The 22,625-nt window shown below is 66.8% G+C and carries 24 protein-coding genes; 16 read left to right on the top strand and 8 right to left on the bottom strand.

Translation table 11 applies throughout. From position 1 onward, the window contains the following. Nucleotides 1-19 precede the first annotated feature (19 nt). Both ACQ754_RS15670 and ACQ754_RS15665 read left to right on the top strand, forming a co-directional pair. A complete protein-coding gene (locus ACQ754_RS15670; protein WP_440997987.1) occupies nt 20-1,309 on the top strand; it encodes a DUF1329 domain-containing protein in 1,290 nt (429 codons plus the stop codon). A 156-nt stretch (nt 1,310-1,465) separates the two neighbouring features. After that, on the top strand, nt 1,466-1,804 hold the full coding sequence (locus ACQ754_RS15665; protein WP_440997986.1) for a high-potential iron-sulfur protein: 339 nt from the start codon (nt 1,466-1,468) through the stop codon (nt 1,802-1,804). A 63-nt stretch (nt 1,805-1,867) separates the two neighbouring features. On the opposite strand, the gene ACQ754_RS15660 is transcribed toward ACQ754_RS15665, so the two are convergent. Beyond that, nucleotides 1,868-2,452, bottom strand: coding sequence for a cytochrome P460 family protein (locus ACQ754_RS15660; protein ID WP_440997985.1), 585 nt, complete (start codon nt 2,450-2,452; stop codon nt 1,868-1,870). A 265-nt stretch (nt 2,453-2,717) separates the two neighbouring features. On the opposite strand from ACQ754_RS15660, the gene ACQ754_RS15655 reads away from it, so the two are divergent. Beyond that, nucleotides 2,718-3,164, top strand: a complete 447-nt coding sequence (locus tag ACQ754_RS15655) for a DUF488 domain-containing protein (RefSeq protein ID WP_440997984.1) — start codon at nt 2,718-2,720, stop codon at nt 3,162-3,164. A 193-nt stretch (nt 3,165-3,357) separates the two neighbouring features. Here ACQ754_RS15655 and ACQ754_RS15650 read toward each other — a convergent pair whose 3' ends face one another. From ACQ754_RS15650 to ACQ754_RS15635, 4 genes are all read right to left on the bottom strand, one after another. Beyond that, a complete protein-coding gene (locus tag ACQ754_RS15650) occupies nt 3,358-3,534 on the bottom strand; it encodes a hypothetical protein (protein ID WP_440997983.1) in 177 nt (58 codons plus the stop codon). 219 nt (nt 3,535-3,753) lie between these two features. Beyond that, a complete protein-coding gene (locus ACQ754_RS15645; protein WP_440997982.1) occupies nt 3,754-4,671 on the bottom strand; it encodes a haloalkane dehalogenase in 918 nt (305 codons plus the stop codon). A 90-nt stretch (nt 4,672-4,761) separates the two neighbouring features. Then, the gene (locus ACQ754_RS15640; RefSeq protein ID WP_440997981.1) at nt 4,762-5,100 is read right to left on the bottom strand and encodes a cupin domain-containing protein; all 339 of its coding nucleotides are present in this window, start codon (nt 5,098-5,100) and stop codon (nt 4,762-4,764) included. 34 nt (nt 5,101-5,134) lie between these two features. Beyond that, nucleotides 5,135-5,773, bottom strand: a complete 639-nt coding sequence (locus ACQ754_RS15635) for an exopolysaccharide biosynthesis protein (protein ID WP_440997980.1) — start codon at nt 5,771-5,773, stop codon at nt 5,135-5,137. Between the two features lie 203 nt (nt 5,774-5,976). Between ACQ754_RS15635 and ACQ754_RS15630 the strand changes: the two genes are divergently transcribed. The 13 genes from ACQ754_RS15630 (at nt 5,977) to ACQ754_RS15570 (ending at nt 18,775) form a co-directional block, all read left to right on the top strand. Beyond that, nucleotides 5,977-7,209, top strand: coding sequence for an ABC transporter substrate-binding protein (locus tag ACQ754_RS15630; RefSeq protein ID WP_440997979.1), 1,233 nt, complete (start codon nt 5,977-5,979; stop codon nt 7,207-7,209). Nucleotides 7,210-7,254: 45 nt separating this feature from the next. Continuing rightward, a complete protein-coding gene (locus ACQ754_RS15625; protein WP_440997978.1) occupies nt 7,255-8,124 on the top strand; it encodes a branched-chain amino acid ABC transporter permease in 870 nt (289 codons plus the stop codon). Then, entirely contained in the window at nt 8,121-9,065 is a 945-nt protein-coding gene (locus tag ACQ754_RS15620) for a branched-chain amino acid ABC transporter permease (protein WP_440997977.1), read from the top strand. Before ACQ754_RS15625 ends, ACQ754_RS15620 begins: the two co-directional genes overlap by 4 nt. Then, the gene (locus ACQ754_RS15615) at nt 9,062-9,838 is read left to right on the top strand and encodes an ABC transporter ATP-binding protein (protein ID WP_440997976.1); all 777 of its coding nucleotides are present in this window, start codon (nt 9,062-9,064) and stop codon (nt 9,836-9,838) included. Before ACQ754_RS15620 ends, ACQ754_RS15615 begins: the two co-directional genes overlap by 4 nt. Next, complete coding sequence (locus tag ACQ754_RS15610; RefSeq protein WP_440997975.1) at nt 9,838-10,542, top strand: ABC transporter ATP-binding protein; 705 nt, start codon at nt 9,838-9,840, stop codon at nt 10,540-10,542. Before ACQ754_RS15615 ends, ACQ754_RS15610 begins: the two co-directional genes overlap by 1 nt. 136 nt (nt 10,543-10,678) lie before the next feature. Continuing rightward, nucleotides 10,679-11,599 (top strand): branched-chain amino acid ABC transporter permease, encoded by a 921-nt coding sequence (locus tag ACQ754_RS15605; protein ID WP_440997974.1) that lies wholly within the window; start codon nt 10,679-10,681, stop codon nt 11,597-11,599. Then, entirely contained in the window at nt 11,596-12,516 is a 921-nt protein-coding gene (locus ACQ754_RS15600; protein ID WP_440997973.1) for a branched-chain amino acid ABC transporter permease, read from the top strand. Before ACQ754_RS15605 ends, ACQ754_RS15600 begins: the two co-directional genes overlap by 4 nt. Continuing rightward, on the top strand, nt 12,500-13,273 hold the full coding sequence (locus tag ACQ754_RS15595; protein ID WP_440997972.1) for an ABC transporter ATP-binding protein: 774 nt from the start codon (nt 12,500-12,502) through the stop codon (nt 13,271-13,273). The genes ACQ754_RS15600 and ACQ754_RS15595 overlap by 17 nt, the downstream gene beginning before the upstream one ends. Beyond that, nucleotides 13,270-14,010, top strand: a complete 741-nt coding sequence (locus ACQ754_RS15590) for an ABC transporter ATP-binding protein (protein ID WP_440997971.1) — start codon at nt 13,270-13,272, stop codon at nt 14,008-14,010. The genes ACQ754_RS15595 and ACQ754_RS15590 overlap by 4 nt, the downstream gene beginning before the upstream one ends. 66 nt (nt 14,011-14,076) lie before the next feature. Continuing rightward, nucleotides 14,077-15,267, top strand: a complete 1,191-nt coding sequence (locus tag ACQ754_RS15585) for an ABC transporter substrate-binding protein (RefSeq protein WP_440997970.1) — start codon at nt 14,077-14,079, stop codon at nt 15,265-15,267. 76 nt (nt 15,268-15,343) lie between these two features. Beyond that, on the top strand, nt 15,344-16,522 hold the full coding sequence (locus ACQ754_RS15580; RefSeq protein WP_440997969.1) for an NAD(P)/FAD-dependent oxidoreductase: 1,179 nt from the start codon (nt 15,344-15,346) through the stop codon (nt 16,520-16,522). A 25-nt stretch (nt 16,523-16,547) separates the two neighbouring features. Continuing rightward, nucleotides 16,548-18,101 carry an L-piperidine-6-carboxylate dehydrogenase gene (gene amaB, locus ACQ754_RS15575; protein WP_440997968.1) on the top strand — a complete coding sequence of 518 codons (1,554 nt, stop codon included), beginning with the start codon at nt 16,548-16,550 and terminating at the stop codon, nt 18,099-18,101. Between the two features lie 35 nt (nt 18,102-18,136). Beyond that, nucleotides 18,137-18,775, top strand: coding sequence for a DUF3047 domain-containing protein (locus ACQ754_RS15570; protein ID WP_440997967.1), 639 nt, complete (start codon nt 18,137-18,139; stop codon nt 18,773-18,775). Nucleotides 18,776-18,779: 4 nt separating this feature from the next. On the opposite strand, the gene ACQ754_RS15565 is transcribed toward ACQ754_RS15570, so the two are convergent. The 3 genes from ACQ754_RS15565 to ACQ754_RS15555 form a co-directional block, all read right to left on the bottom strand. Then, nucleotides 18,780-20,957, bottom strand: coding sequence for an FAD-dependent oxidoreductase (locus ACQ754_RS15565; RefSeq protein ID WP_440997966.1), 2,178 nt, complete (start codon nt 20,955-20,957; stop codon nt 18,780-18,782). Nucleotides 20,958-20,962: 5 nt separating this feature from the next. After that, nucleotides 20,963-21,205 (bottom strand): hypothetical protein, encoded by a 243-nt coding sequence (locus ACQ754_RS15560; RefSeq protein ID WP_440997965.1) that lies wholly within the window; start codon nt 21,203-21,205, stop codon nt 20,963-20,965. Nucleotides 21,206-21,360: 155 nt separating this feature from the next. Further along, a complete protein-coding gene (locus tag ACQ754_RS15555; RefSeq protein WP_440997964.1) occupies nt 21,361-22,446 on the bottom strand; it encodes a sodium:solute symporter in 1,086 nt (361 codons plus the stop codon). Between the last annotated feature and the right edge of the window lie 179 nt (nt 22,447-22,625).

Genomic DNA, 22,625 nt, shown 5'->3' with positions numbered 1-22,625 from the left:
GGCTCCGGGAGGATTCGTAATGACGATTACACGCAACCGAAGGATCGCGTCCGCGGCGTTGCTGACCGCCACAGCTGGTGCGCTGGCCGGCGCCCCCAGTGCCGCCAGTGCCGAAGAGGTGGCCGAGGCAACAGTGCTCAGCGCCGATAACCTCGATACGCTCAAGGACCAGACCCTGGATGGCATCCCCATCGGGGAGATGCTCACCGAGCGCTTCGAGATGTGGGTCCGTGACTACGGGCTGACGATGGAGCTCGGCAAGACGAAGGAGCCGGAGCTCGATCCGGCATACTTCGAGGCTACCGCGGCGCATGCGGGAGAGGCCACGCTGGATTCCGAGACGAAAAAGGTAGAGGGTTACGTTGCGGGGGTCCCCTTCCCGGATGTCTCCGAGGAGGACCCCCATGCCGGCTACAAGCTCGCCTGGAACCACTACTACGCCAATCCCATCATGGGCGACAACTGGATCGCCATCGGTGATACCCGGGTGATGGAGGCGGACTCCGGGGTGATCGACCGCTTCACCGCGGTGAGCGCCAAGATGCTCATGGAGGGTCGGACCACCGGCGAGCCGGTGGACCTCGGTAGCGGGGACGAGCACGCCAACTACCTACTGGTGCTCACCGAGCCCTACGACGTCGCGGGCCTCGGCATCTTCACCAAGCAGTACAACACCGGCAAGGCGGACGATGCCTGGGTCTACGTCAAATCCATCCGTCGGACGCGCCGCGTGGCCGGTGGTAAGTCGTGGATGGATCCACAGCCGAAGATGGACCTGCTCAATGATGACAACCAGGCGGTGAACGCCTATCCCCTCTGGTACCCGGAGTGGGAGGTGGTCGGCCGGCGCCATATCCTCACCGTTACCGACGCCCACAACCCCAACGAGGCGAATCCCCTCGAGGACGAGGTCGCCATGGAGCCGCCGTACTGGAACCCCATCAACGTCACCTGGCGGCCCCAGGAGGTGTTTGTTATCGAAGCCACGCCGCCGGAGGAGCACCCCTACGGCAAGAAGGTTTTGTACATGGACACCGACTATCCGTTGATCTATCACAGCGAGATCTATGACAAAAAGGGTGAGTTCTGGCGGATGTGGCGCCAGTCGTACGGGCCGATCACCGCTGGCAACGGCGCACCGGGGCTCGGGTTCATCCACACCCAGGCCATCGACTTCCAGCGCGAGCGGGCGACCTATATCGATATCGTCAGCAATAAGCTGAACACGCCCAAACTGACCGCCGACAGCTTCACCCCCCGGGTGCTGCAGCAGGCGGCCAGCGGCCAGCTGGAGGAGCTCGCGGAGTAAGCGCGCCGCCTGCCGGCAATTCCGGGAAAGCCGCCCCGCACCGGCGGGGCGGCCCCTACGTTGGTAGCCGGAAACGCGTATAGCCCGCGAGCGTGTGCCGACGCCATCATCGTTCCTGCCCGATTGCAGGGATCACGCGAGCATTGAGGAGGAGCGATGTACACAGGGAAACTCGACAGGCGTCGTCGTCTGCTGTTGCGTACCTCGGCCGCTGCCGCGGTGGCAGTGCCCCTTGCGGGCCTGGTCCGGCTATCTCCGGCCCGCGCCGCCGACGGCAAGCCGTTGCTCTCGCCGGACGACCCGGCCGCCGAGCGGTTGAATTATCACGCGGATGCCTCGGAGGCGCCCGCGGATCAACGCGAGGGCAATGCGTTCTGCCGCAATTGCACCTTCTTCAAGGGCGAGCGCGATTCCGCCGATGCTGGCGGATGCGTGATCTTCCCCGAGAACCGGGTGAATGCGAAGGGCTGGTGCCAGTCCTGGCGTGCAGCCTGACCACGTAAGGCGGGCCACATCCGCGGGATGCGGCCCGTCCGGCGCATTTCCCGGGGGGTGTCCCTAGAAACGGTCGTGATTGAAGACCAGATCCTCGCCCGGTGCCGCCTGATGGCAGGCGATACAACCCTGGTCGCTGCCCTTGGCCACCCGGCCGGCTAGCTGCATGTCCTTGGGATTGCGGTCCAGGCTACCGTCGGGCAGGTATTTGGCCCAGAACCAGTTGCCGTTATCCGGATCGTAGCCCGCCTCGCGCCGGAACATTACGGTAACCGACTTCAACCACTCGTCCGGATTGTTGGCCACTGCCGTTTCGCTCACGCCGTCGCCGCCGTAATTGCGTTTCACGATCACATGGCCCCTGTGGCCATTGAGGGTCATGGGCCGCTCGATGGTGTCAAGTACGGCGCCGTGGGGATGCTGTCCCTCGTAGGGGGTCGACATGATGCTGTTGACGCCGACCAAGTCGGCCTTCTGCATGGCGCTCCAGAGCTCCTCGGCGTAGGCAATGCTGTCGGGGCCGCCGAACGACGGCTGTGTGCCGGCGGTGGCTTCGCCGCCATCGCCGCCGTATCCGGGCATGGTGCAGCCGGCGATCGCCAGCCCGGCGGCCGCCGATAGCGCCGCGGCTGTTATGCGTTTGCTCATGGCGTCGCTCCTCCTCGGGTGATGCTCAGGGTCAGGATCAGTGGCCCTTGGCGAGAACGCTAGCAGCCGTGGTCCCCGGGGTGAGTACGGTGCACTACGTATTCCGGTGCCAACCGTCCGTTCGCCGGTGTCTTGCTGCGGCCTGCCATCAATGGCAAGGCCGCAGCAATTCCCCACTCCAGGTATTGTTCCCGCTACGTGCGTCGGTGAAGCAATATTGGTGGCCGTATTGGCAGAGACGCCGCGGGCAGTGAGGTGGAATGGGATGAGCCGGTTATTCACCATTGGCTATGAGCGGGCGTCGCTGGAGAACTTTGTGGCGACGCTGGAGCACGCAGGCGTAAGCGTGCTCGTGGACGTGCGGCTGAGCCCCCATTCGCGGCGGCGTGAGTTCGCCTTGAAGCATCTCGCCGCCACTATGGACGAGCACGGGATACGCTATGAGAGTTGGCCGGAGCTGGGCACCCCTCGGCCGGCGCAGGACGCGGCGAAGGCCGGTGACATGGCCACCTTCGAGCGCCTGTACCAGCAACGCCTCGAGACCGACGCGGCCCGGCAGGCCCTTGCCGAGCTGGTCGACCTCGTGCGCGACGAGACCCCGTGCCTCCTCTGCTACGAGCGCGACCCCAGCCGTTGTCACCGCCGGCTGATTACCGAGGCGCTGCGTCGCCGGGCGGGTGTGCTCGCGCAGGATCTGGTGCTGCCGCGATAAGTTGCGCCGGCGTTCATCGCCGGGCCGGTTTCGATGCCGGCTCGCGGCCCGCCTTCTCTGCTCAGAGGTTCAGGCGGCGCGCTTGCGCACAGGGGGGCGAGGTATTGCGGGCCACCCGCCGCTGGCAACCACGGCCCCGCCCACCACGCCAATAGCCGCGAGGGCGAGCCGGGGGGCCGGCAGGTGGAGGTGATCAGCGTGCCCACAACCGGGTCGCCGCGGTGCTCAGCACGGCCGCGGTGGTAAGGGCGATGGCGGCCACCTGCATGGGCGGCAGCTGCGCCAGCGAGCGCAGCAGCGGCAGCGCACTCCAGAGCGGGATCGTGAACACCCCAGCCATCAGGCCCCTTACCACCGCGTCGTTCCGCATTCATCACCTCCGTTATCCCTGAAGTGGCGTTACGCCGGTGAGAATGGGGGGCAAAGGGCGATTAGGGAAACGAATTCACATGATAGGTCGATCACATTACGTGATGACTGGGAACGGTCTTCGGGTACGGGCAATCCCGGCCATGGTCGTGGCCCTGCCGAGTTGGACGAAGGCGCGGCGCTGGGACGAAGCGTTGGGTGGTTAGCGCCTGCATGCGGCTCAGTGGTGGTTGCCGGCTCGGCTCGTTGCCAGCATCCGTCGATACCAGCCGGCGAGGGCTTGGCCGATCCGGTGGGGCTGATCCTCCGGGAGGTAATGTAGCCCCGGCCCGACGTGCTCGGTTTCCAAGGCTTGGAGATTCGCGCGCGCCCACGCGAGTGTGCGCGTGCCTACCAGAAGGCCTGGCTCTCCGTGCAGGAGCAGTTTCGGCACTGGGCTCGATTGCAGGGTGGCAGTGATGGCCTCGAAGGCGGCATGGACGTCGGCCGGATGGCCGCCCACGGGGATCTCCCGCGGCCATTGCCGGATCGGCCGGCGGCTGGCGATGCTGCGGAACGGTGCACGGTAGTAGGTCTTTTCTTCGGGGCTCAGGCGGCGGAGTGTCGCCATCGGCAGCACCAGCTCCACGAACAGATTGGCGGCGCTCAGCATCAGCCAGCCGAGCCCGGGCGTACGCATCATCCGGAAGCCCGGGCGATAACGGGCGGGGAAGTCCCTCCACTCCAGCGGATGGAGCATCACCTCCATGAAGGCGAGGGCCCGCACCCGGTCGGGATGATGGCGCAGGTAGTTGAAGGCGATGGAACCGCCCCAGTCGTGGGCGACCAGGGTGGCGGGCGCGACTCCGAGCGTCTCCATGAACGCCTCGAAATAGGCGTACTGATCGAAGAAGCGATAGCCGATATCGGGCTTGCCGGAGCGGCCCATGCCGACGAGGTCGAGCGCGATACAGCGGCCATGGGGCGTGAGATAGGGGAGGATGTTGCGCCACAGGTACGAGGAGGTGGGGTTGCCGTGGAGGAATACCAGCGGGTCGCCCTGACCGACGTCCACGTACGCCATGCGCGAGCCGAGAACGTCGACGTAGCGGGGCTCGAAATCGAAGCGGCCGTCGATGGGCGTAGCCCGCTCAGGCATGGAGATGTGCTCTGCATCTGCCAGGTGGCATGCCGGAAATACTATCCGTTGTCGCCGGTGTTGTCCCGTCGTAGCAACGCGTGGTTGACGTCACGCTGGCGGTGCGGCCTCGAAGTGAACGGCAAGCCAGACCGTGGGCTGATCCGGATGGGTCCATTCCACGCGGTGGCGCCGGTGGGCCGGGATGAGCATCCAGTCGCCGGGGGTCAGGACCCACGGGCGATCTTCGCCTTCGAAGCGAAGCCCCGCTGAGCCGCGTAACACCACCACCCACTCGGCGCGTTCCTGGTCATACCATTGACCAGGGGGCGTGGTCTGGCCGGTGGAAACGATGCGCTCGATCATGGTCCCGCCGCCGCTGACGAGGGCATCAAAGCGCTCCGCGTCGAGTTGCTGTGGCAGATCGTAGAAGAGATTCCCGTTTTCCAATTCCGCCCCCTCCGGTTCCGGGAACGGCCCGTGTTCAGCTCTGGGCCGCGAGTGTCGCCACCGCCCCCGGGATCAGCGCCATCAGTGCGAGGGCGACCAACGCCAGCAGGCCGTCGTCGGCGATGATGGCCAGCGCCAGCAGGGTGATCAGCACGCCGGCCGAGGTGGCGGCGAAGGGCATCAGCTCCAGCGGTGGCATGGAGATGGCGATCAGCACGCAGGCGGTCGCGGTGACGCGATTGCCGGTCCCGGCGGTGAGCACCGTCAGCCGCGGACGCAGCAGCTGGTCGATCCAGGCAGCGGGCCGGCGCACAGCGCGCAGGGCCCGTCGGGTGCTCCGGGCGGGAAAGCGGCGGGAGAGGATCCACTCCGGCAGCCAGATATGCTCACGGCCGGCCAGCAGCTGTAGCGCGACGAGGAGCACGATGACCCCGGTGAGGGTGGGTACGCCAAAGATCCCGCTGAGCGGGGAGGTGGCGATGAGCCCGGCGAGCAGCAGCAACGGCGCGAAGGAGCGCTGACCGACGACGCCGAGCATGTCGCGTACCGAGACCCTCTGCCGTTCCTCGGTCAGCGCCAGCAGCCGGGTCAGCAGCTCGACCAGGCCTTGGGGCGGGCCCAGGGACTCGGCCTCGACGAGCGCCCGGCGGCGATTTTCGCTGGATTCAGGCATTGTTGCCTACTATAAACCAACCAGACGGGCCGCTGCGGCGTCGCCTGTGCAGAGGGCCCATGGCAAGGGGACCGGGAATACCGGTTGGGGTTCCCCTTGGCAATTGTCTGAGTTGTTGCGCGCAAGAGGCCACCTTGTTTGACAACCCCGATGGTGGTTTGATGATAGGCACACGATAACGAATCCGCGAGGAGGAGAAGACCATGAATCGACGTTTCGCTTTGCGTCGGATGGGCGCGGCGGTGAGCGCGCTGTGCCTGTCCCTCGGGGTCGCCGCTGGCGTCCAGGCCCAGGAAGATCCGGTGCGCCTCGGTGCGATCTACATCATGTCCGGCACGCCGGCGGTCTACGGCGAGTTCGCACGCCAGGGCATGGAGATCGCGGTGGACGAGATCAACGAGGGTGGCGGCATCCTCGGCCGGGATGTGGAGTTCCTCCTCGAGGACAGCCAAATCAAGGCGGACGCCGCCATCCAGGCGGCCCGCAAGCTGGTCTACCAGGAGCAGGTGGATGGCCTGATGGGCCTGGACAGCTCCGGTGTGGCCACGGGCGTGGTCCCGGTCGTCCCCGAGCTGCAGCGGCCGTTCCTGATCACCCACGCCGCCACGCCGGATGTCACCGGCAAGCTCTGTAACCGCTATACCTATCGGCTGAGCGTCAACATCAGCCAGAACACCAAGGCGGCCGCCGAGATCGCCGCCGAGACCGGGGCCAAGCGCTGGACCACCCTGGGCCCGGACTACGCCTTCGGCCACCAGTCCTGGGAATTCTTCGGCGATTACCTCCAGGAACTGGATTCGGAGGTGGAGCTGATGGAGAACACCGCCTTCCCGCGCTTCGGCAATGAGGACTTCACGCCCTTTATCAACAACGTAATGGATGCCGAGCCGGACGGGGTGCTGGTGTCGCTATGGGGCGGTGATCTGGTGAACTTCATCCGTCAGGCGAATAACCTCGGTTTCTTCGAGCAGGACTTCGAGGTGCTGATGACCCTGGGTGGTGCCACCGAGGTACTCTCGGCGCTGGGCGAACAGATGCCCGAGGGGGTGTGGGTGGGCACACGCTACTGGTTCGATGCCCACGACAACCCCATGAACGACCACTTGGTGCGTACCCACATGGAGCGCTACGGCGCGCCGCCGAGCTATAACGCCGCCGGTGCCTATGCGGGCATCCATGCGTACAAGGCGGCGATGGAGAAGGCCGGCACCACCGATCCGGAGGCGGTGACCGATGCCCTCTCCGGTCTCACCTTCCAGGCGCCCAACGGCGAGCTTACCCTCCGCGAGGGGGATCACCAGGCGGTGGTCGGGCCCACCTGGGGCGTGACCTCGGCGGTGAGCGAGGAGTACGGGGTGCGCATGCTCGATCCCATGCGGACCTTCGACGGTGAGCTGGTCACCCCGGACGTCGCTGACACCGGCTGTAACCTCTAGGAGCGGTGCGCGCCGCCCCTGCGGGGGCGGCGCCGGAGCCATCCCATGCAGAGTTTCGTCGCGGCCCTGCTCAACAGCCTGGATATCGCGCTGCTGCTGTTCGTGATCGCCGTGGGGCTGAACATCATCTTCGGTGTGCTCCACGTGATCAACTTCGCCCATGGCGCGCTGTACATGCTTGGGGCGTATTTCACCTACACCATCGTGGGCATCCTCGGCCTGCCGTTCTGGCCATCGCTGATCGTCGCCCCACTGCTGGTGGCGGCGGTGGCCATCGTCATCGAACGGCTGGCATTGCGCTATGTCTATGACCGCCACATTACCGACAGCCTGCTGCTGACCTTCGCGCTGTTGCTGGTCATCGATGAGGCGGTACGCATGATCTGGGGCTCGTCGATTCACGTGGTGGATCCGCCGCCGCTGCTGGAGGGGACGGTGCCGGTGTTCGATGCGAGCTACCCGGTCTACGGGCTGTTCGTGATCGCGGTGGGCATCGCCATGATCCTCGGGCTGTGGCTGCTGTTTACCCGCACCCGGCTCGGGCGGACTGTGCGCGCCGCCGCCATCGACCGGGACATGGCGCAGGCCGTTGGTATCAACGTGCCCCTGATGATCACCGGGGTGTTTGCTTTCGGTGCCTGGATCGCCGCGGTGGGCGGCGTAGTCGCCGCGCCCATGCGCGCTATCGGGCCGGCCATGGGCGACAAGATCATCATCGAATCGTTCATCGTGGTGGTGATCGGCGGGCTCGGCAGCTTCCCGGGGACCTTCCTCGGGGCCATGATCCTCGGGTTGATCCATGGCTTCGGCGGGCGCTTCGTCCCGGAGATCAACCTGGTGCTGCCGTACATCGGCATGGCGCTGGTCCTGCTGCTTCGGCCCCAGGGACTGATGGGCGGGGGTGCCCGGGCATGAGCGCACGGATTCTCCTCGGCGCCGTGCTGGCGCTGGTCCTCGCTGGCCTGTTCGCGCTGCCCTACGGTGTGCCGTTTTTCTACATCTTCGTCGCCACCGAGATCCTGGTCATGGGCCTGTTCGCGGCGAGCTTCAATCTGGTATTCGGCTACACGGGGATGCTGTCCTTCGGCCATGCCGCCTTCTTCGGCATGGGCACCTACACCACCGCCATGCTGCTGCTGCACCTTCAGGTGCCGTTGTTCTGGGCCATGCTGGCGTCCATGGCCACTGGCATGATGCTCGCTGCGGTCATTGGCTTCTTCTGCGTGCGCCTGAACGAGGTGTACTTCGCCATGCTCACGCTGGCGTTCGGGATGATGGTCTACTCGGTGGCCCACCAGTGGCGCAGCGTGACCAACGGCAGCGATGGCATTACCGGCTTTCGCGTCGGCGAGTTCGGACTGGGACTGGATGTCACCCTAGCCAACCCGACGGTCTACTACTATGTCGTGCTGGTCTGTGTGCTGATCGCCGCGGCGGTGCTCTATCTCATCACCAAGTCGCCGTTCGGGCTGATGCTGCGTGCGATCAGCGAGAACCCGGAGCGGGTGTCCTTCTGCGGGATCAACGAGCGCCGCTACCGCCTCATCGCCTTCACCATCGCCGGTCTGTTCGCCGGGTTGGCCGGTGCGCTGTTCGCCCCGTTCAACCGGGTGGCAAGCCCGGACGTGATCCACTGGAGCCAGTCCGCGGAGCCGGTGCTCATGACCATCCTCGGTGGCTCGGCGTATTTCCTCGGCCCCTTCTTCGGGGCCGCTGTGTTCGTGCTGCTGGAGACCTGGATCACTAGCTACACCGACCACTGGATGCTCTTCCTCGGCATCATCCTGGCGCTGATGGTGATGTTCTTCCGCCGCGGGCTGCTCGGTACCGCCCTGGATCGGATACTTGGAAGATGACGGAGCCCATCCTTTCCATACGCGATCTCGGCAAATCCTTCGGTGGCGTGCGCGCCGTCGATGGCGTGAGCCTGGAGGTGCAGCCCCGGGAGACGGTGGCGCTGATCGGGCCCAATGGCGCCGGCAAGACCACCTTCTACAACATGATCTCGGGGCGCATGCGTCCCACCCAGGGCAGCATCCACTATCGCGGCGAGGACATTACCGGTTGGCCCCCGCACCGGATCAGCCGGCTGGGCATCTCGCGCTCGTTCCAGATCAACAATGTCTTCCAGGAGTTGAGCGCCCGCCAGAATGTGGAGGTGGCGCTGCTGGCGCTGCACCGCAAGTCGCTGTCGATGTTCCGCTTCGCCGCCCGTGATCGGGCAATTCGCGAGGAAGCGGAGGCCGTGCTGACCCGCCTGGGGTTGGAGGAGCTCGCCGAAACCCGTGCCGGGATTTTGAGCTACGGCGATAAACGGTTGCTCGAGATCGCCATCGTACTGGCGACGCGGCCGAGCTTGGTGCTGTTGGACGAGCCCACCGCCGGCATGACCCCGGAGGAGACCCGCAACGTCACTCGGCTGGTGGCCGGATTGGCGGAGACCGGCGAGTACACCTTCCTGATCACCGAACACGACATGAGCGTGGTCTTCGACCTGGCTGACCGGATCATGGTGATGCACCGCGGCCAGCGCCTGGCCGAGGGCACCCCGGAGGAGATCCGGGGTGACCCGGAGGTCCGCAAGGCCTATCTGGGCGAGGAAGTGACGGAGGGGGAGGCGGCCTCGTGATGCTGCGCGTGGAGGGGATCCACACCTACTATGGCGAGAGTCACGCCCTGCAGGGCGTGAGCCTGGAGGTGGACGCCGGTGAGGTGGTCTGCCTGCTCGGGCGCAACGGCGCCGGCAAGAGCACGACGCTGAAGAGTGTCATCGGACTGACGCCGCCCCGTCGTGGTCGGGTGGTCTTCGAGGATCAGGACATCACCGGCCGGCCTGCCCATTGGATTGCCCGGCGGGGGATCGCCCTGGTGCCCGAGGACCGGCGGATTTTCCCCGGGCTGACGGTCTACGAGAACCTGGAGGTGGCGATGAACCGCCGCCCGGAGAGCGGGCAGCGGCGCTGGAGCCCGGAACGGGTCCTGGAGGCGTATCCCATGCTCGCCGAGCTGCGCAACCAGGACGGCGCCACGCTCTCCGGCGGCCAGCAGCAGATGCTGGCCATCGCCCGCGCGCTGGTCACCGAGCCGCGGCTGCTGTTGCTCGACGAGCCCAATGAGGGCCTCGCCCCGGTGATCGTTCAGCAGATCGGTGCGCTCATCGACGAGCTCGCGGCCACCACCACCATGCTGTTCACCGATCAGAGTGTCCCCTTCGCGTTGCGCCACGCCCAGCGGGCCTACATCCTCGAGAAGGGCGAGGTGGCCTACGCGGGTACCACCGCCGAGCTTCGCGAGCATCCGGAACTCCAGGAGCGCTATCTCTCCGTCGCCTGACGCGCGACTGACGGGGTGCCCGGATTACGGCCCCGGGCGCTGCGGGGCGGCATTGCATTTGGGAACGGCATGGGGTATCCATTGGCCCCGGAAACGGTGCGGCCCCTACGATAACGAGCATTAGAAGGGAGGGTCAGTGATCCAGATACTCATCGACAGCCTGATACGCACCTCGGAGCTGGCGCTGCTCGCGGTCGGGCTGACCATGGTCTACGACGTCCTGCGCTTCCCGAGCTTCGCCCACGTGGATTTCGGCACAGTAGGGGCCTTCCTGGCCCTGGCCATCAGCGTATCACTGCCGCTGGGTCCGGCGTTCAGCATCGTCGTCGGTGCGGTGTTCGCCATGGTGGTGGTGGGCCTGCTCGGCGTGGCCTCGGACCGGCTCGTGTTCTCCCGGCTGCGCACCGGCTCACCCATCCTGCTGATGATCACCTCCTTCGGCGTCGGCATCGTGTTGCGCTATACCGCCCAGGCGATTTGGGGGGCGAGCCCCCACAGCTTCCCCCTGCCGCTGGTCCGCCCCTGGGTGATCGGTGACGGGCGCATCAGCCCGGACAATGCGGCGATCATTGCCGTGGCGGTGGTGGCCATGCTCGCCCTGCACCTGATGCTCAACCGCACCACCCTCGGCATTGCCATGCGCGCCACCGCTGACAACCCCTCGCTGTCAGAGGCGAGTGGTATCTACACCGAGCGAGTGATCCGGGTGGTGTGGTTCATCGGGGCGGCGCTGGCGGCCCTGGGCGGCATCACCTTGGGGCTGGCCACGCAGATCCAGCCGAACATGGGCTATGAGATCATGCTGCCGGTGTTCGCCGCCGCAATCCTCGGGGGGATCGGCAACCCCTACGGCGCCGTGCTGGGCGCGGCCGTGGTCGGTTTCGCCGAGAACGTGGGCCTTGCCATCAACTGGGGGGCGCTGTTCTCGCTGTTCGGCATGGTGGATGCCGAGTACGTGTTCATCCCCGTAGGGTTCAAGCCGGCCATCCCGTTCACGCTGCTCATCATTATGCTGCTGCTGCGGCCCCAGGGCCTGCTCGGGGGGCGACGCTCATGACCGCGTATCTCGTCTACCTGCTCACCATGGCCGGCATCTACGGCGTGATGAGCCTCAGTCTCAGCCTGCAGTACGGCCAGACCGGCCTGGTGAATCTCGGCCAGGTGGGCTTCTTCATGGTCGGTGCCTATGCCTCGGCGATCTGCTCGGTGCTCTTCGGCTGGCCCATCGCCGCGGCGTTCTTGGTAGGCATCCTCGCCGGCGCGCTGTTCGGCGTGCTCATGGCCCTGCCCATTGGGGATCTGCGCCAGGATTACTGGGCCATCGTCACGATTGCGGCGGCGGAGCTCGCCCGCGTGGTCTTCCTCAACACCAATCTGGGAGACGACTACACCGGTGGATCCTACGGCCTGACCGGCATCCCCAGCCCGATGCAGGACGTGCTCAGCGGTGGTGCGTTCGATCTGTTCTACCTGGGCCTGGTGCTCGCGTCGGTACTGGTCTGCTACCTGTTGGTCGCCTGGGTGAGCCGCTCGCCCTACGGCCGGGTGCTCAAGGCCGTGCGCGAGAGCGACGAGGTCGCCCAGGCCCTGGGCAAGGACGTGCGTGTCGCCCGGATCTGGGCGATGGCCATTGGCGGGGCGGTGGCGGGCCTCGGTGGGGCGCTGTTCGCCCACTTCATCGGCTTCATCGACCCGACGTACTTCCTGCCCCTGGAGACCTTCCTCATCTGGGCGATGGTGATCCTCGGCGGACCGGGCAATCACCTGGGTGCGCTCGCCGGGGCCGTGATCATCCAGGCCATCTACAATTCCACACGGTTCATCGGCTTCGGGGACGAATATTCGGGGCTGGTGGCGTCGCTGCGCATGGTGCTTATCGGCGTGCTGATCATCGTGGTCATCCTCTACCTGCCGCGGGGACTGATCCCCGAGCGGCGTCGGCGTTATGGAGCGGGTCATGCTGCTGAGCGTTGAGAACGTCCACAAGCGCTTCGGCGGCCTGGTCGCCCTGCAGGATGTCACCGTGGGCATGGACGAGGGGCGGATCTTTGGCCTCATCGGGCCCAACGGCTCGGGCAAGACGACCCTGGTGAACATCATCTCGGGCTTCCTCCGGCCCACCTCGGGGCGGATCGTCTTCGACGGCCGCGAGATCCAGGCCGAGCCGCCCCACCGTATTGCCCGCGCGGGACTGTGCCGGACCTTCCAGATCACGCTGAATCCCGCGCGCATGACGGTGATGGAGAATATGCTCCTCGGGGCCAAGCAGCAGACCGGCGAGCAGGTGCTCCGTGGCGCTTTGCACCCCATGGCGGTGCGCCGCGAGGAGGCGGCCAACCTGCAGCGCGCCTGGGAGCTGCTGGAGATGGTCAATCTGCACCACCACGCCGACGAGTTCGCCGGCAGCCTCTCCGGCGGGCAGAAGAAGCTGCTGGCGTTGGTGCAGATCCTCATGGCGGAGCCCCGGTTGATCCTCCTCGACGAGCCGGTGGCCGGGGTCAACCCGCGGCTCATCGACGACATCGTGGACGTGATATTCCGGCTGCGGGAGGCGGGACACAGCTTCTTCATCATCGAGCACAACATGGGCGTCGTCCGGCGCCTGTGCGACCGCATCTGCGTGCTCGACATGGGGCAGGTGCTCGCCGAGGGTGCGCCGGATGACGTGCTCGCCCGCGAGGAGGTCCTGCAGGCCTATTTGGCCGCGGGCGGCGATGTGGAGGACGCATGACGGAGCAACAGCGAGCGCCGGTTCTCGAGGTCGAGGGGGTATGCGCCGGCTATGGCGATACTCAGATCCTCCACGACGTCAGCCTGAGCGTGGTCGAGGGCGAGTTGGCCACTATCATCGGGCCGAACGGGGCCGGCAAGTCCACCCTGCTCAAGGCGCTGATGGGCTATCTCATCCCCACCGCCGGAGAGGTGCGTTTCAACGGCGAGGCGGTGACGACGCTGCCGGCCCACGTCCGGGTCACCAAGGGTATCGCCTTCGTCCCCCAGCTCGACAACGTCTTCCCCACGCTCACGGTGGAGGAAAACCTGGTGATGGGCGGCTATACCTTCGCGAAGGACAAGTCGCTGCTGCGCGAACGCATGGATCTACAGTTCGAGCGTTTCCCGCGGCTCGCCGAGCGCCGACGCCAGCGGGTGCGCACCATGAGCGGCGGCGAGCGGCAGATGCTCGCCTTCGCCCGGGCATTGATGACCGAGCCGCAGCTACTGCTGCTCGACGAGCCGTCGGCGGCGTTGTCACCGAAGATCGCCGACGAGGTCTTCGCCAAGGTCAGCGAGATCAACGCCCAGGGCCGGACGGTGATCATCGTCGAGCAGAACGCCGACCGCTCGCTGCGTATCTCGGATCGGGGGGTGGTGATGGCCGACGGCCGCAAAGCCTTCGAGGGGGCCGCCCAAGCCATCCTCCACGACGAGAAGATCCGCGAGGCCTATCTGGGTACCGGCGAGGAGTGATCCCGCGGGGTGCCCGGCGGGCCGACCATTGAGAGAAACCCGATGAAACGGGAGGGAGAGAGAGCCATGAAACGACTCATCAGCACGGTGGCAGCGGTGACCGCCTCGGCGGCGCTGCTCTTCGGGGCGAGTGCTCCGGTGCATGCCCAGGAGGGCGAGGCCATCAAGGTGGGGGTGATCGTTCCCCTGACCGGGCGCAATGCGGTCCAGGGCGAGGACATCCTCCGGGGGATCCAGCTCGCCACCAAGCGTATCAACGAGGGCTATGACGTCCCAATGAAGGACGGCTCGACGGTGACCGTGGGCCCGGAGCAGCTCGGCGGCGAGATCGAGCTCATCGTGGAGGATAACGAGTCCCGGCCCGCCTCGGCGCTGGACGCCGCCCGGAAGCTGGTTAACGTCGACGAAGTGCCGGTTGTCCTCGGCGTGCTCTCCAGTGGCGTGGCCGTGCCTACCGGCGAGTTCACCAATAAGAACGAGGTCGTCCAAATCGTCTCCGCCTCCACCTCGCCGAAGCTCCGTGACATCGGCCCGTACTTTTTCGACATGATGGGTCTCGATCACCTCATGGGCCAAGGTGTGGCCGAGTTCGCCCGGGAGGATTCGGGGGCCGAGCGCTTCGGCAGCATCGTGGCCAACAACCCCTTCGGCGTGGGCATGGAGATCCAGACTTGCAAGGCCCTCGAGGAGGACCTCGGCGGGGAGTGCGTGACCACGGTGCGCTACGAGCAGGGTAAGTCGGATTATCGTCCCGACCTGCGCCGGGTGGTCTCCGAGGATCCGGAGGCGGCGTTCTACGTGGCCTACGGCACCGACGCGCGGCTGATCCTGGAGCAGGCCTACCAGAGCGGCATTGAGCTGCCCCATGGGTGGTATGCCGGCTACATGACCCTCTGGGCCAACGAGGTCAAGGAGACCCCGCAGATCGCTGAAGGCATCAAGGGCCTGGTGGTCGGTGTCGAGGGTGAGTTCTATCAGAACAACTACGCCCAGCCCTACGAGGCGGAGTTCGGTGAGGCCCCGACCACGGCCTTCGGCGCCTACGCCTACGACGCGGGCATCCTCACCGCCCTGGCCATCAACGCCGCCGGTGAGGCCAGCTCCGAGGCCATCCGTGACCAGCTCCAGGCGGTCTCCGAGCCCTACGAGGGCGTCACCGGCGACAAGACCCTGGACGACGATGGCATGCAGGTCGACGAGAGCTACCTGCGGCGGATCTACCAGGACGGCGAGCTCGTGCCTTACGAAATGGAGTGATTGCGCCGGTGCCGCGCGCCGGTACCACTATGGATAAAGGGGCCCCGTGGGGCCCCGTCTTACATAATGGGTCCATATGTCGGAACAACGTTTTGATGTGGTGATCGTCGGCGGGGGCGTGATCGGTAGCTCCATCGCCTGCTTCCTGGGCCTGGACCCGGATTTCGACGGCAGCGTGGCGGTGGTCGAGCGCGATCCTAGCTACCAGGGCTGCTCGACGGCGCTATCCGCCGGTGGGATCCGCCACCAGTTCTCCACCGAGACCAACATCCGGATCTCGCAATTTGGCTCCGCGTTCCTGCACAACATCGGCGACTATCTCGCCGTGGATGGCGAGGTGCCGGTGGTGGACTTCGTCGAGAATGGCTACCTGTTCCTGGCCAGCGATGCCGGCCGCGACGTGCTGGAGCGCAACCATCGGCTGCAGACCGGCCTCGGTGCTGAGATCGCATTGCTGGAACCGGTCGAGCTCGCCGAGCGTTTCCCCTGGCTGCACGTGGACGATCTCGCCGGCGGTGGCTTCGGGCTCCGTGGCGAGGGCTGGCTCGACCCGTATTCCCTGTTGCGCGCCTTCCGGCGCAAGGCCCGCGCCCTCGGTGTCACCTACATCGACGGCGAAGTGACGAGCCTGCAGCGCGAGGGGGCGCGGATCACCGCGGTGACCCTCGCCGACGGCGGGCGTATCATCTGTGGCGCGCTCGTCAATGCCGCCGGGCCCCGGGCGGCGGCGGTGGCCGCCATGGCCGACGTCCCGGAGCTGCCGGTGCGACCGCGCAAGCGCTGCGTGTTCGTTTTCCAGGCCGACGGTCCGCCGGGGCATTGCCCGCTGACGGTGGACCCCAGTGGGGTCTATTTTCGTCCCGAGGGCGACCGCTATATCTGCGGGGTGGGCCCCGAGGAGGACCCGGACTGTGACGATTACATCGTCGACCATGAGCTCTTCGAGGAGGTCATCTGGCCGACGCTCGCCCACCGGGTGCCCGCCTTCGAGGCGCTGCGCCCCGGTCCCGCCTGGGCGGGGCACTATGCGGTGAACACCGCCGATCACAACGCCGTCCTCGGGCCCCATCCCGAGGTCGGGAACTTCTACTTCGCCAACGGCTTCAGCGGCCACGGGCTGCAGCAGTCCCCGGCGGTGGGCCGCTACATCAGCGAGCTGATCACCCACGGGGCGCCACGTACCCTGGACCTCGGTGAGTTCGCCTTCGAGCGGCTCGCCGAGGGCCGGCTGGTGCGCGAGCTCAACGTCGTCTGAGCCATCGACCCATAGGACAAGAGCCATGACCGATCCCAACTTCAAGACCCTCGGCCTCGACCGGCTGCTCGCCGGCGGTTCCGCGCCGGCCGCCATCTGCGGCACCGAGCCGCTTGCCGGTGGCGGGGCCCCCCTGGCGGTGACCTGCCCCATCGATGGCGCCAACCTGGCCAGCGTGGCCACCGGCACGCCGGAGATGCTGGAGGAGCTGACGGAACGGGCCACTGAGGCGTTCCGCGCCTGGCGAACCGTGCCCGCCCCGCGCCGCGGCGAGCTGGTGCGCCTGATCGGCGAGATCACCCGGGAGCGCCACCACGAGCTCGCCCGCATGATCACCCTGGAGGCGGGCAAGACCACCCAGGAGGCCCTCGGCGAGGTCCAGGAGTGGATCGACGTCTGCGACTTCGCGGTGGGCCTGTCCCGCCAGCTCTACGGGCTGACCATCGCCAGCGAGCGCCCCGACCACCGCATGATGGAGCAGTGGCATCCGCTGGGGCCGGTGGGCATCATTACCGCCTTCAACTTCCCCATGGCCCCCTGGGCCTGGAACGCCATGCTTGCCCTGGTCTGCGGCGACAGCCTGGTGTGGAAGCCCTCGGAGCAGGGGCCGTTGTCCGCCTTCGCCTGCCACAACGTGGTGCAGGCGGCCATAGAGCGCATGGACGACCCGGAAGTACCCCGCGAGCTCTCCAGCGTCATCATCGGCCGCGCAGACGTCGGCCAGGCCTTGGCGGCGGACCGGCGCCTGCCGCTGATCTCCGCCACCGGTTCCGTGCCCATGGGGCGGAAGGTTTCCCAGACGGTGGCCGCGCGGCTCGGCCGCACGGTGCTGGAGCTCGGCGGCAATAACGCCATCGTGGTCGCACCGTCGGCGGATCGGGAACTGGCGCTGAAGGGCTCGGTATTCGCCGCCGCCGGCACCGCGGGCCAGCGCTGCACCACCCTGCGGCGGTTGATCCTCCACAGCAGCATCGCCGACGAGTTCACCGCCCAACTCAAGACCGCCTACCAGAGCCTGCCCATCGGTGACCCCCGCGAGGAGGGCGTGCTGGTGGGGCCGCTCATCGGCGAGCATGCCTATGACAGCATGCAGCGCGCCCTGGAGGCGGCCCGGGAGCAGGGCGGCCAGGTGGTTTGTGGTGGCGCCCGGCGCACCGAGGGCGTGCCCGCCGGTGGTGTCTACGTCGAGCCGGCCATCGTGCGCATCCCCGCCGATGCCCCCATCGTCCAGGAGGAGACCTTCGCGCCCATCCTCTGGGTGATGACCTACGACACCCTCGACGAGGCCATCGCCATCAACAACGGCGTGCCCCAGGGCTTCTCCTCGGCGATTTTCACCGAGGATCTGCGCGAGGCGGAGCGTTTCCTCTCCGCGGCGGGTTCGGACTGCGGTATCGTCAACGTCAATATCGGTACCTCCGGGGCCGAGATCGGCGGCGCCTTCGGTGGCGAGAAAGACACCGGGGGCGGCCGCGAGACCGGTTCCGACGCCTGGAAGAACTACATGCGCCGGGCCACCAATACCATCAACTACGGTACGGCCTTGCCCCTGGCTCAAGGCATTCAGTTCGATATTTGATCGGTGACGTATCGCGGGCCGTGTGAATCGTTCCGATGCGACAAGTGCTGAGCACTGGTGGTGCTGTTTTATTGGCGGCGGTGGCCTGCACGGCCGCCGCCGGGGAGCAGGTCTTTGAACCCGCGGATATCCTCCAGTGGTCGCACCATTCCTTCACCGGCGAGACGACGTATCGGCTGGTGGAGAAGGACGGAGCGCCGGCGGTCCAGGCCATTTGCGAACAGGGCACCGCCTCCGGGCTGTTTTTCCGCGGCGGGATCGACCTCACCGAGACCCCGATACTGGAATGGCGCTGGCGCGTGGAGGAGGTCCTGGAGGGCGTGGATGAAACCCGGCGCGCCGGTGACGACTACCCGGCCCGGCTCTACGTGGTCGACGAGCATACCCTGCTGCGCTGGCGCACCCGGGCGCTGAACTACGTCTGGAGCTCCGCGATGCCAGAGGGCGCCGACTGGCCGAACGCCTATGCCGAACAGGCGCGGATGATCGCGGTGCGCTCGGGCGCCGGGGAGGATGGCTGGGTCATGGAGCGGCGCAACGTCCAGAAGGACTTCCGCCGCTACCACGATCGGGAGGTGGATACCGTGGACGCGCTGGCGATCATGACCGACTGCGACGACACCGGCCAGCGCACGGAGGCCTGGTATGGCCCCGTACGCTGGCTCGCCGAGTGAGGCCTCAGCGCCCCGCCTCCGGTGCCTCCTGAGCGCCTCGAAGGGGCCGTCCCCGACGCCAGGCGTGGTAGCGCTCCAACCAGGCGAGGACCCGCTCCGGCGCGTGCGCCTTCTTCCACTCCCCGGCGGCGAACTTGTTGGCCTCTGCCAGGGTGGGATAGACGTGGATGGTGGAGAGGATCTTGTTCATCCCCAAGCCATGGCGTATAGCGGTGACGTACTCGCTGATCAGCTCGCCGGCGTGATCGCCGACAATGGTGGCGCCCAGGATCCGGTCCTTGCCGGGTACGGTGAGCACCTTCACCAGCCCGCGGGCCTCGCCGTCGGCGATGGCCCGGTCGAGATCCGAGAGGTCGTAAGTGGTGACCTCGTAGTCGATGCCCTGGGCTCCGGCGTCCTGCTCGTTGAGGCCCACACGGGCGACCTCGGGCTCGGTGAACGTGGTCCACGGCAGCGCCGAGTAGTCGACGCGGAAACGGCGGAAGGTCCCGAACAAGGCGTTCACCGTGGCGTGCCAGGCCTGATGGGCGGCGGAATGGGTGAACTGAAAGGGCCCGGCTACGTCGCCCACCGCGTAGATATTGGGATAGCGGGTCTGGAGGTAGTCATTGACCTGGATGGTGCCCCGCTCCGTGGTGGGGATGCCGAGGGCCTCGAGACCGAAGCCCTCGGTATTGGCGCGCCGACCCACGGCGATGAGCACCCGGTCGAAGGGGATGGCCTCCTCGCCGTCGGCATGCTCGACCACCAGGGCCCGGCCGCCGTCGTGATCGATGACCCGCACGGCATTGGTGTTTACGCGGACGTCCACGCCCTCCTCGGCGAAGCGGGCCATGACCTGCGCCGCGGCCTCCGGATCCTCCCGGGGCATCAGCCGCGGGCCGCGTTCCACCTGGGTGACCCGGCTGCCAAGACGCGCGAAGGCCTGGGTGAGCTCTGAGCCTATAGGCCCGCCGCCGAGGACCACCAGGCGCTCTGGCAGCTCGCGCAACCCCCAGACGCTGTTCGAGGTGAGGTAGTCGCTGCCCCGCAGCCCTTCGATGGGCGGGACGAAGGGGCGCGCGCCGGTGGCCACGATGATGTGACGGGTGGTCAGCGTTCGCCCGCCGACCTCCACCGTATACGGTGAGGTGATCTCCGCCTCGCCCTGGATCACGTCGACGCCCAGGCCCTCGAATCGCTCCACCGAATCGTGGGGGGCCACCTGCCGGATGACCCCCTGCACTCGCTCCATGATCTCGCTGAAATCGAACTCTACGCTGGTGCTACGGATGCCGAACTCCCGGGACCGGCGGGCCTGGTCGATGAACCGTGCCGAGCGCAGCAATGCCTTGGAAGGCACGCAGCCTGTGTTCAGGCAGTCACCGCCCATCTCGTTCTTCTCGACGAGGCTGACCTTGGCGTTGACCGCCGCGCCGATGTAGGCGCTGACCAGCCCGCCGGAGCCCGCGCCGATGACGACGAGATCTCGGTCGAAGGACGCCGGCCGCTCCCAGCCACGAAGGGCCTTGCGCGCCTGTAGGGTCTGCAACAGCTTGCGGGCGGCCAGCGGGAACAGGCCCAGCGCGGTGAACGAGGCGATCAGCGAGGGCGAGAGCAGCCCGCCGAGGGATTGCAGGCTCGCCAGCTGGGTGCCCGCGTTCACGTAGACCACCGTACCCGCGAGCATGCCCACCTGGCTGACCCAAAAGAACGTCCAGGTGCGCATGGGCGTAAGGCCCATGACCAGATTGATGACGAAGAACGGAAACGCCGGCACCAATCGCAGGCCGAAGAGATAGAAGGCGCCGTCGCGTTCGATGCCCTTGTTGATGCGCTTCAGGCTCGCCCCGAAGCGACGTTGCACCATCTCCCGTAGCAGCACCCGCGCCACGAGGAAGGCGAGGGTGGCACCGATGGTGGAGGCGAAGGAGACCAGTATCGTGCCCGTGGCCAGGCCGAACAACGCGCCCGCCGCCAGGGTCATGATGGCTGCCCCGGGTAGCGAGAGCGCGGTGACCGTCACGTAGCCGAGGAAGAACACCGCTACGGTGGACAGGGGATGCTCCGCATAGACGGCCTCAAAGGCGGCGCGCTGGGACTGCAGGTACTCCAGGCGCAGGTATTGACCGAGGTCTAGGGCGAAGAAGGCCCCGACCAGGCCTGCGATGACGGCGAGAATCAGGATCTTGCGTTGACTCATGGTTGTCACTCATTGATTTCCGGAAAGTTCTCGGGACGGTTCAGGGACCAGTCATAGGCGAGGGCGCCGTCGTAGTCGAAGGCGGAGACCAGCCCGCCGCCGTCGAGGTCATACTCTTCGAGATGGCGCTCGAGCAGCTGGGCGTAGGGCTCGAAGAGTGTGTCCATGGCGGGGGGTTGCCCGGCGTGCCCTGCGCCGGTGATTCCCAGGAGAACGGCCGCCGTTAGGACGGCGAGTCGGTGCTGCATCGCTGCGCTCCCTGATGGCCTGGTTTGCACGCCCACTCTAGGGAGCACGACGAGGGTGGGCTATTCGGAGCGATACCTACGTCTTGACCCGGATGCCGCTCCCTGCCGCCGCGCCGTCTCCGAGGGCCTCATCCAGCATGAAGGCCGGCCCGGGATCATTGCACACGCCCCCGGTGCCCTACGGGCAACCAGAAGAGCAGGGTGCACAGGGCCAGTCCCCAGGCGTTGACGCCCAGCAGATCGGCATAGTCGCCTTCGCCGATGCGTGCCCATGGGGGGACTTGACCTGCGGCATGCAACAGGCCCAAGGCGAGCCCCGTCCAGAAGCTGAGGTGGAAGTTCAGCGGATGACGCCGGGTGCCGTGGAAGAGGAAGACTGGGGCCAGCCCGACGACCATAGTGCCGCTGATGGTGGTGGCCTTGAGGATGTCGGTGCCGGCGATCATGGGCAGATTGCCCAGCACCGCGAAGGCCACCATCACCAGAACGCCGACGCGGACGCTGGCGCTGCCGCCGCGCAGGCGCGGGAGATCACGCCCGAGGCTGCGGGCCAGGGAGGTGAAGGTGGAATCCAGGGTGGATCCCGTGGAGCTCATCATCACCACACTCATCACGAAGAAGGCCCCCAGACCCATGGACTGTGCCACCACCGCGGGGACGTTGCCGTCGCCCACGAGCCCCTCTAGGCTGGCATGCACCCCGATCAGTCCGAAGGCGGCGATGGCGACGAACCCCAAGACCCCGGCGAGAACGAACGAGGCCAGCATGGCGCGCACGCGGGCGAGGAAACCGCGGTCGGTAAGCACGGGGTCGTGGAACGGATAGCTGAACAGCTGTAGCGCCGCCACCAGCAGGAGATCGAGGCCGGCATCGAGCCGCCAGTCGCCGCTGGCGAGCAGCCGCGCGGCACCGTGCTCGGGGATCACCCACACTGCCAATACCAATACCAACCCCACGAAGATCAGTGCCTGGGCGACGTCGGTGACGATGGAACCGCGCAATCCCCCTTTGATGCTGTAGGCCAGGGTGACCAGTGTGAAGGCCACCGCCGCGCCGATATAGGCCGTGCTCCCCGGGGCGCCGAAATAGCCGCCCACCACGGCGGTATTGCTCCAGATCTCGTTATACAGCCGGATGAGCACCGCCACGGAGAAGGCGAGGGCGGCGGCCCGGCCATAGCGACTAACGAGGAATCCCTCCAGGCTGGTGGCCCCCAAACGGGTGCGTAGCCGGTAGATCACTACTCCCGCCACAGGGATGGAGAGCCAATGAACTACTCCCGCCAAGCCTTTCAGGCTATGGCGTGAGTTTCGCGTCTCATTGGGCGTGCCGGCTCATCCGGGGGATGATTCGGTCTTACCGCCCTCCACGCCTCGGCCGGTTCCCGACCGGATAACTGCTGCTCGGCCCAGCTCATCAG

The organism is Arhodomonas sp. SL1 (genome assembly GCF_052060015.1).
Taxonomy (GTDB): domain Bacteria; phylum Pseudomonadota; class Gammaproteobacteria; order Nitrococcales; family Nitrococcaceae; genus Arhodomonas.
Note: the sequence above shows the minus strand (reverse complement) of the source record. Positions and strands in the feature narration are given on the sequence as shown.

Bases quoted from the DNA above. Each gene is read 5' to 3' on its own strand.
- ACQ754_RS15670 (WP_440997987.1), top strand. From the start codon at position 20: ATGACGATTACACGCAACCGAAGGATCGCGTCCGCGGCGTTGCTGACC.
- ACQ754_RS15665 (WP_440997986.1), top strand. From the start codon at position 1,466: ATGTACACAGGGAAACTCGACAGGCGTCGTCGTCTGCTGTTGCGTACC.
- ACQ754_RS15660 (WP_440997985.1), bottom strand. From the start codon at position 2,452: ATGAGCAAACGCATAACAGCCGCGGCGCTATCGGCGGCCGCCGGGCTG.
- ACQ754_RS15655 (WP_440997984.1), top strand. From the start codon at position 2,718: ATGAGCCGGTTATTCACCATTGGCTATGAGCGGGCGTCGCTGGAGAAC.
- ACQ754_RS15650 (WP_440997983.1), bottom strand. From the start codon at position 3,534: ATGCGGAACGACGCGGTGGTAAGGGGCCTGATGGCTGGGGTGTTCACG.
- ACQ754_RS15645 (WP_440997982.1), bottom strand. From the start codon at position 4,671: ATGCCTGAGCGGGCTACGCCCATCGACGGCCGCTTCGATTTCGAGCCC.
- ACQ754_RS15635 (WP_440997980.1), bottom strand. From the start codon at position 5,773: ATGCCTGAATCCAGCGAAAATCGCCGCCGGGCGCTCGTCGAGGCCGAG.
- ACQ754_RS15630 (WP_440997979.1), top strand. From the start codon at position 5,977: ATGAATCGACGTTTCGCTTTGCGTCGGATGGGCGCGGCGGTGAGCGCG.
- ACQ754_RS15625 (WP_440997978.1), top strand. From the start codon at position 7,255: ATGCAGAGTTTCGTCGCGGCCCTGCTCAACAGCCTGGATATCGCGCTG.
- ACQ754_RS15620 (WP_440997977.1), top strand. From the start codon at position 8,121: ATGAGCGCACGGATTCTCCTCGGCGCCGTGCTGGCGCTGGTCCTCGCT.
- ACQ754_RS15615 (WP_440997976.1), top strand. From the start codon at position 9,062: ATGACGGAGCCCATCCTTTCCATACGCGATCTCGGCAAATCCTTCGGT.
- ACQ754_RS15610 (WP_440997975.1), top strand. From the start codon at position 9,838: ATGCTGCGCGTGGAGGGGATCCACACCTACTATGGCGAGAGTCACGCC.
- ACQ754_RS15600 (WP_440997973.1), top strand. From the start codon at position 11,596: ATGACCGCGTATCTCGTCTACCTGCTCACCATGGCCGGCATCTACGGC.
- ACQ754_RS15595 (WP_440997972.1), top strand. From the start codon at position 12,500: ATGCTGCTGAGCGTTGAGAACGTCCACAAGCGCTTCGGCGGCCTGGTC.
- ACQ754_RS15590 (WP_440997971.1), top strand. From the start codon at position 13,270: ATGACGGAGCAACAGCGAGCGCCGGTTCTCGAGGTCGAGGGGGTATGC.
- ACQ754_RS15585 (WP_440997970.1), top strand. From the start codon at position 14,077: ATGAAACGACTCATCAGCACGGTGGCAGCGGTGACCGCCTCGGCGGCG.
- ACQ754_RS15580 (WP_440997969.1), top strand. From the start codon at position 15,344: ATGTCGGAACAACGTTTTGATGTGGTGATCGTCGGCGGGGGCGTGATC.
- amaB (WP_440997968.1), top strand. From the start codon at position 16,548: ATGACCGATCCCAACTTCAAGACCCTCGGCCTCGACCGGCTGCTCGCC.
- ACQ754_RS15570 (WP_440997967.1), top strand. From the start codon at position 18,137: ATGCGACAAGTGCTGAGCACTGGTGGTGCTGTTTTATTGGCGGCGGTG.
- ACQ754_RS15565 (WP_440997966.1), bottom strand. From the start codon at position 20,957: ATGAGTCAACGCAAGATCCTGATTCTCGCCGTCATCGCAGGCCTGGTC.
- ACQ754_RS15560 (WP_440997965.1), bottom strand. From the start codon at position 21,205: ATGCAGCACCGACTCGCCGTCCTAACGGCGGCCGTTCTCCTGGGAATC.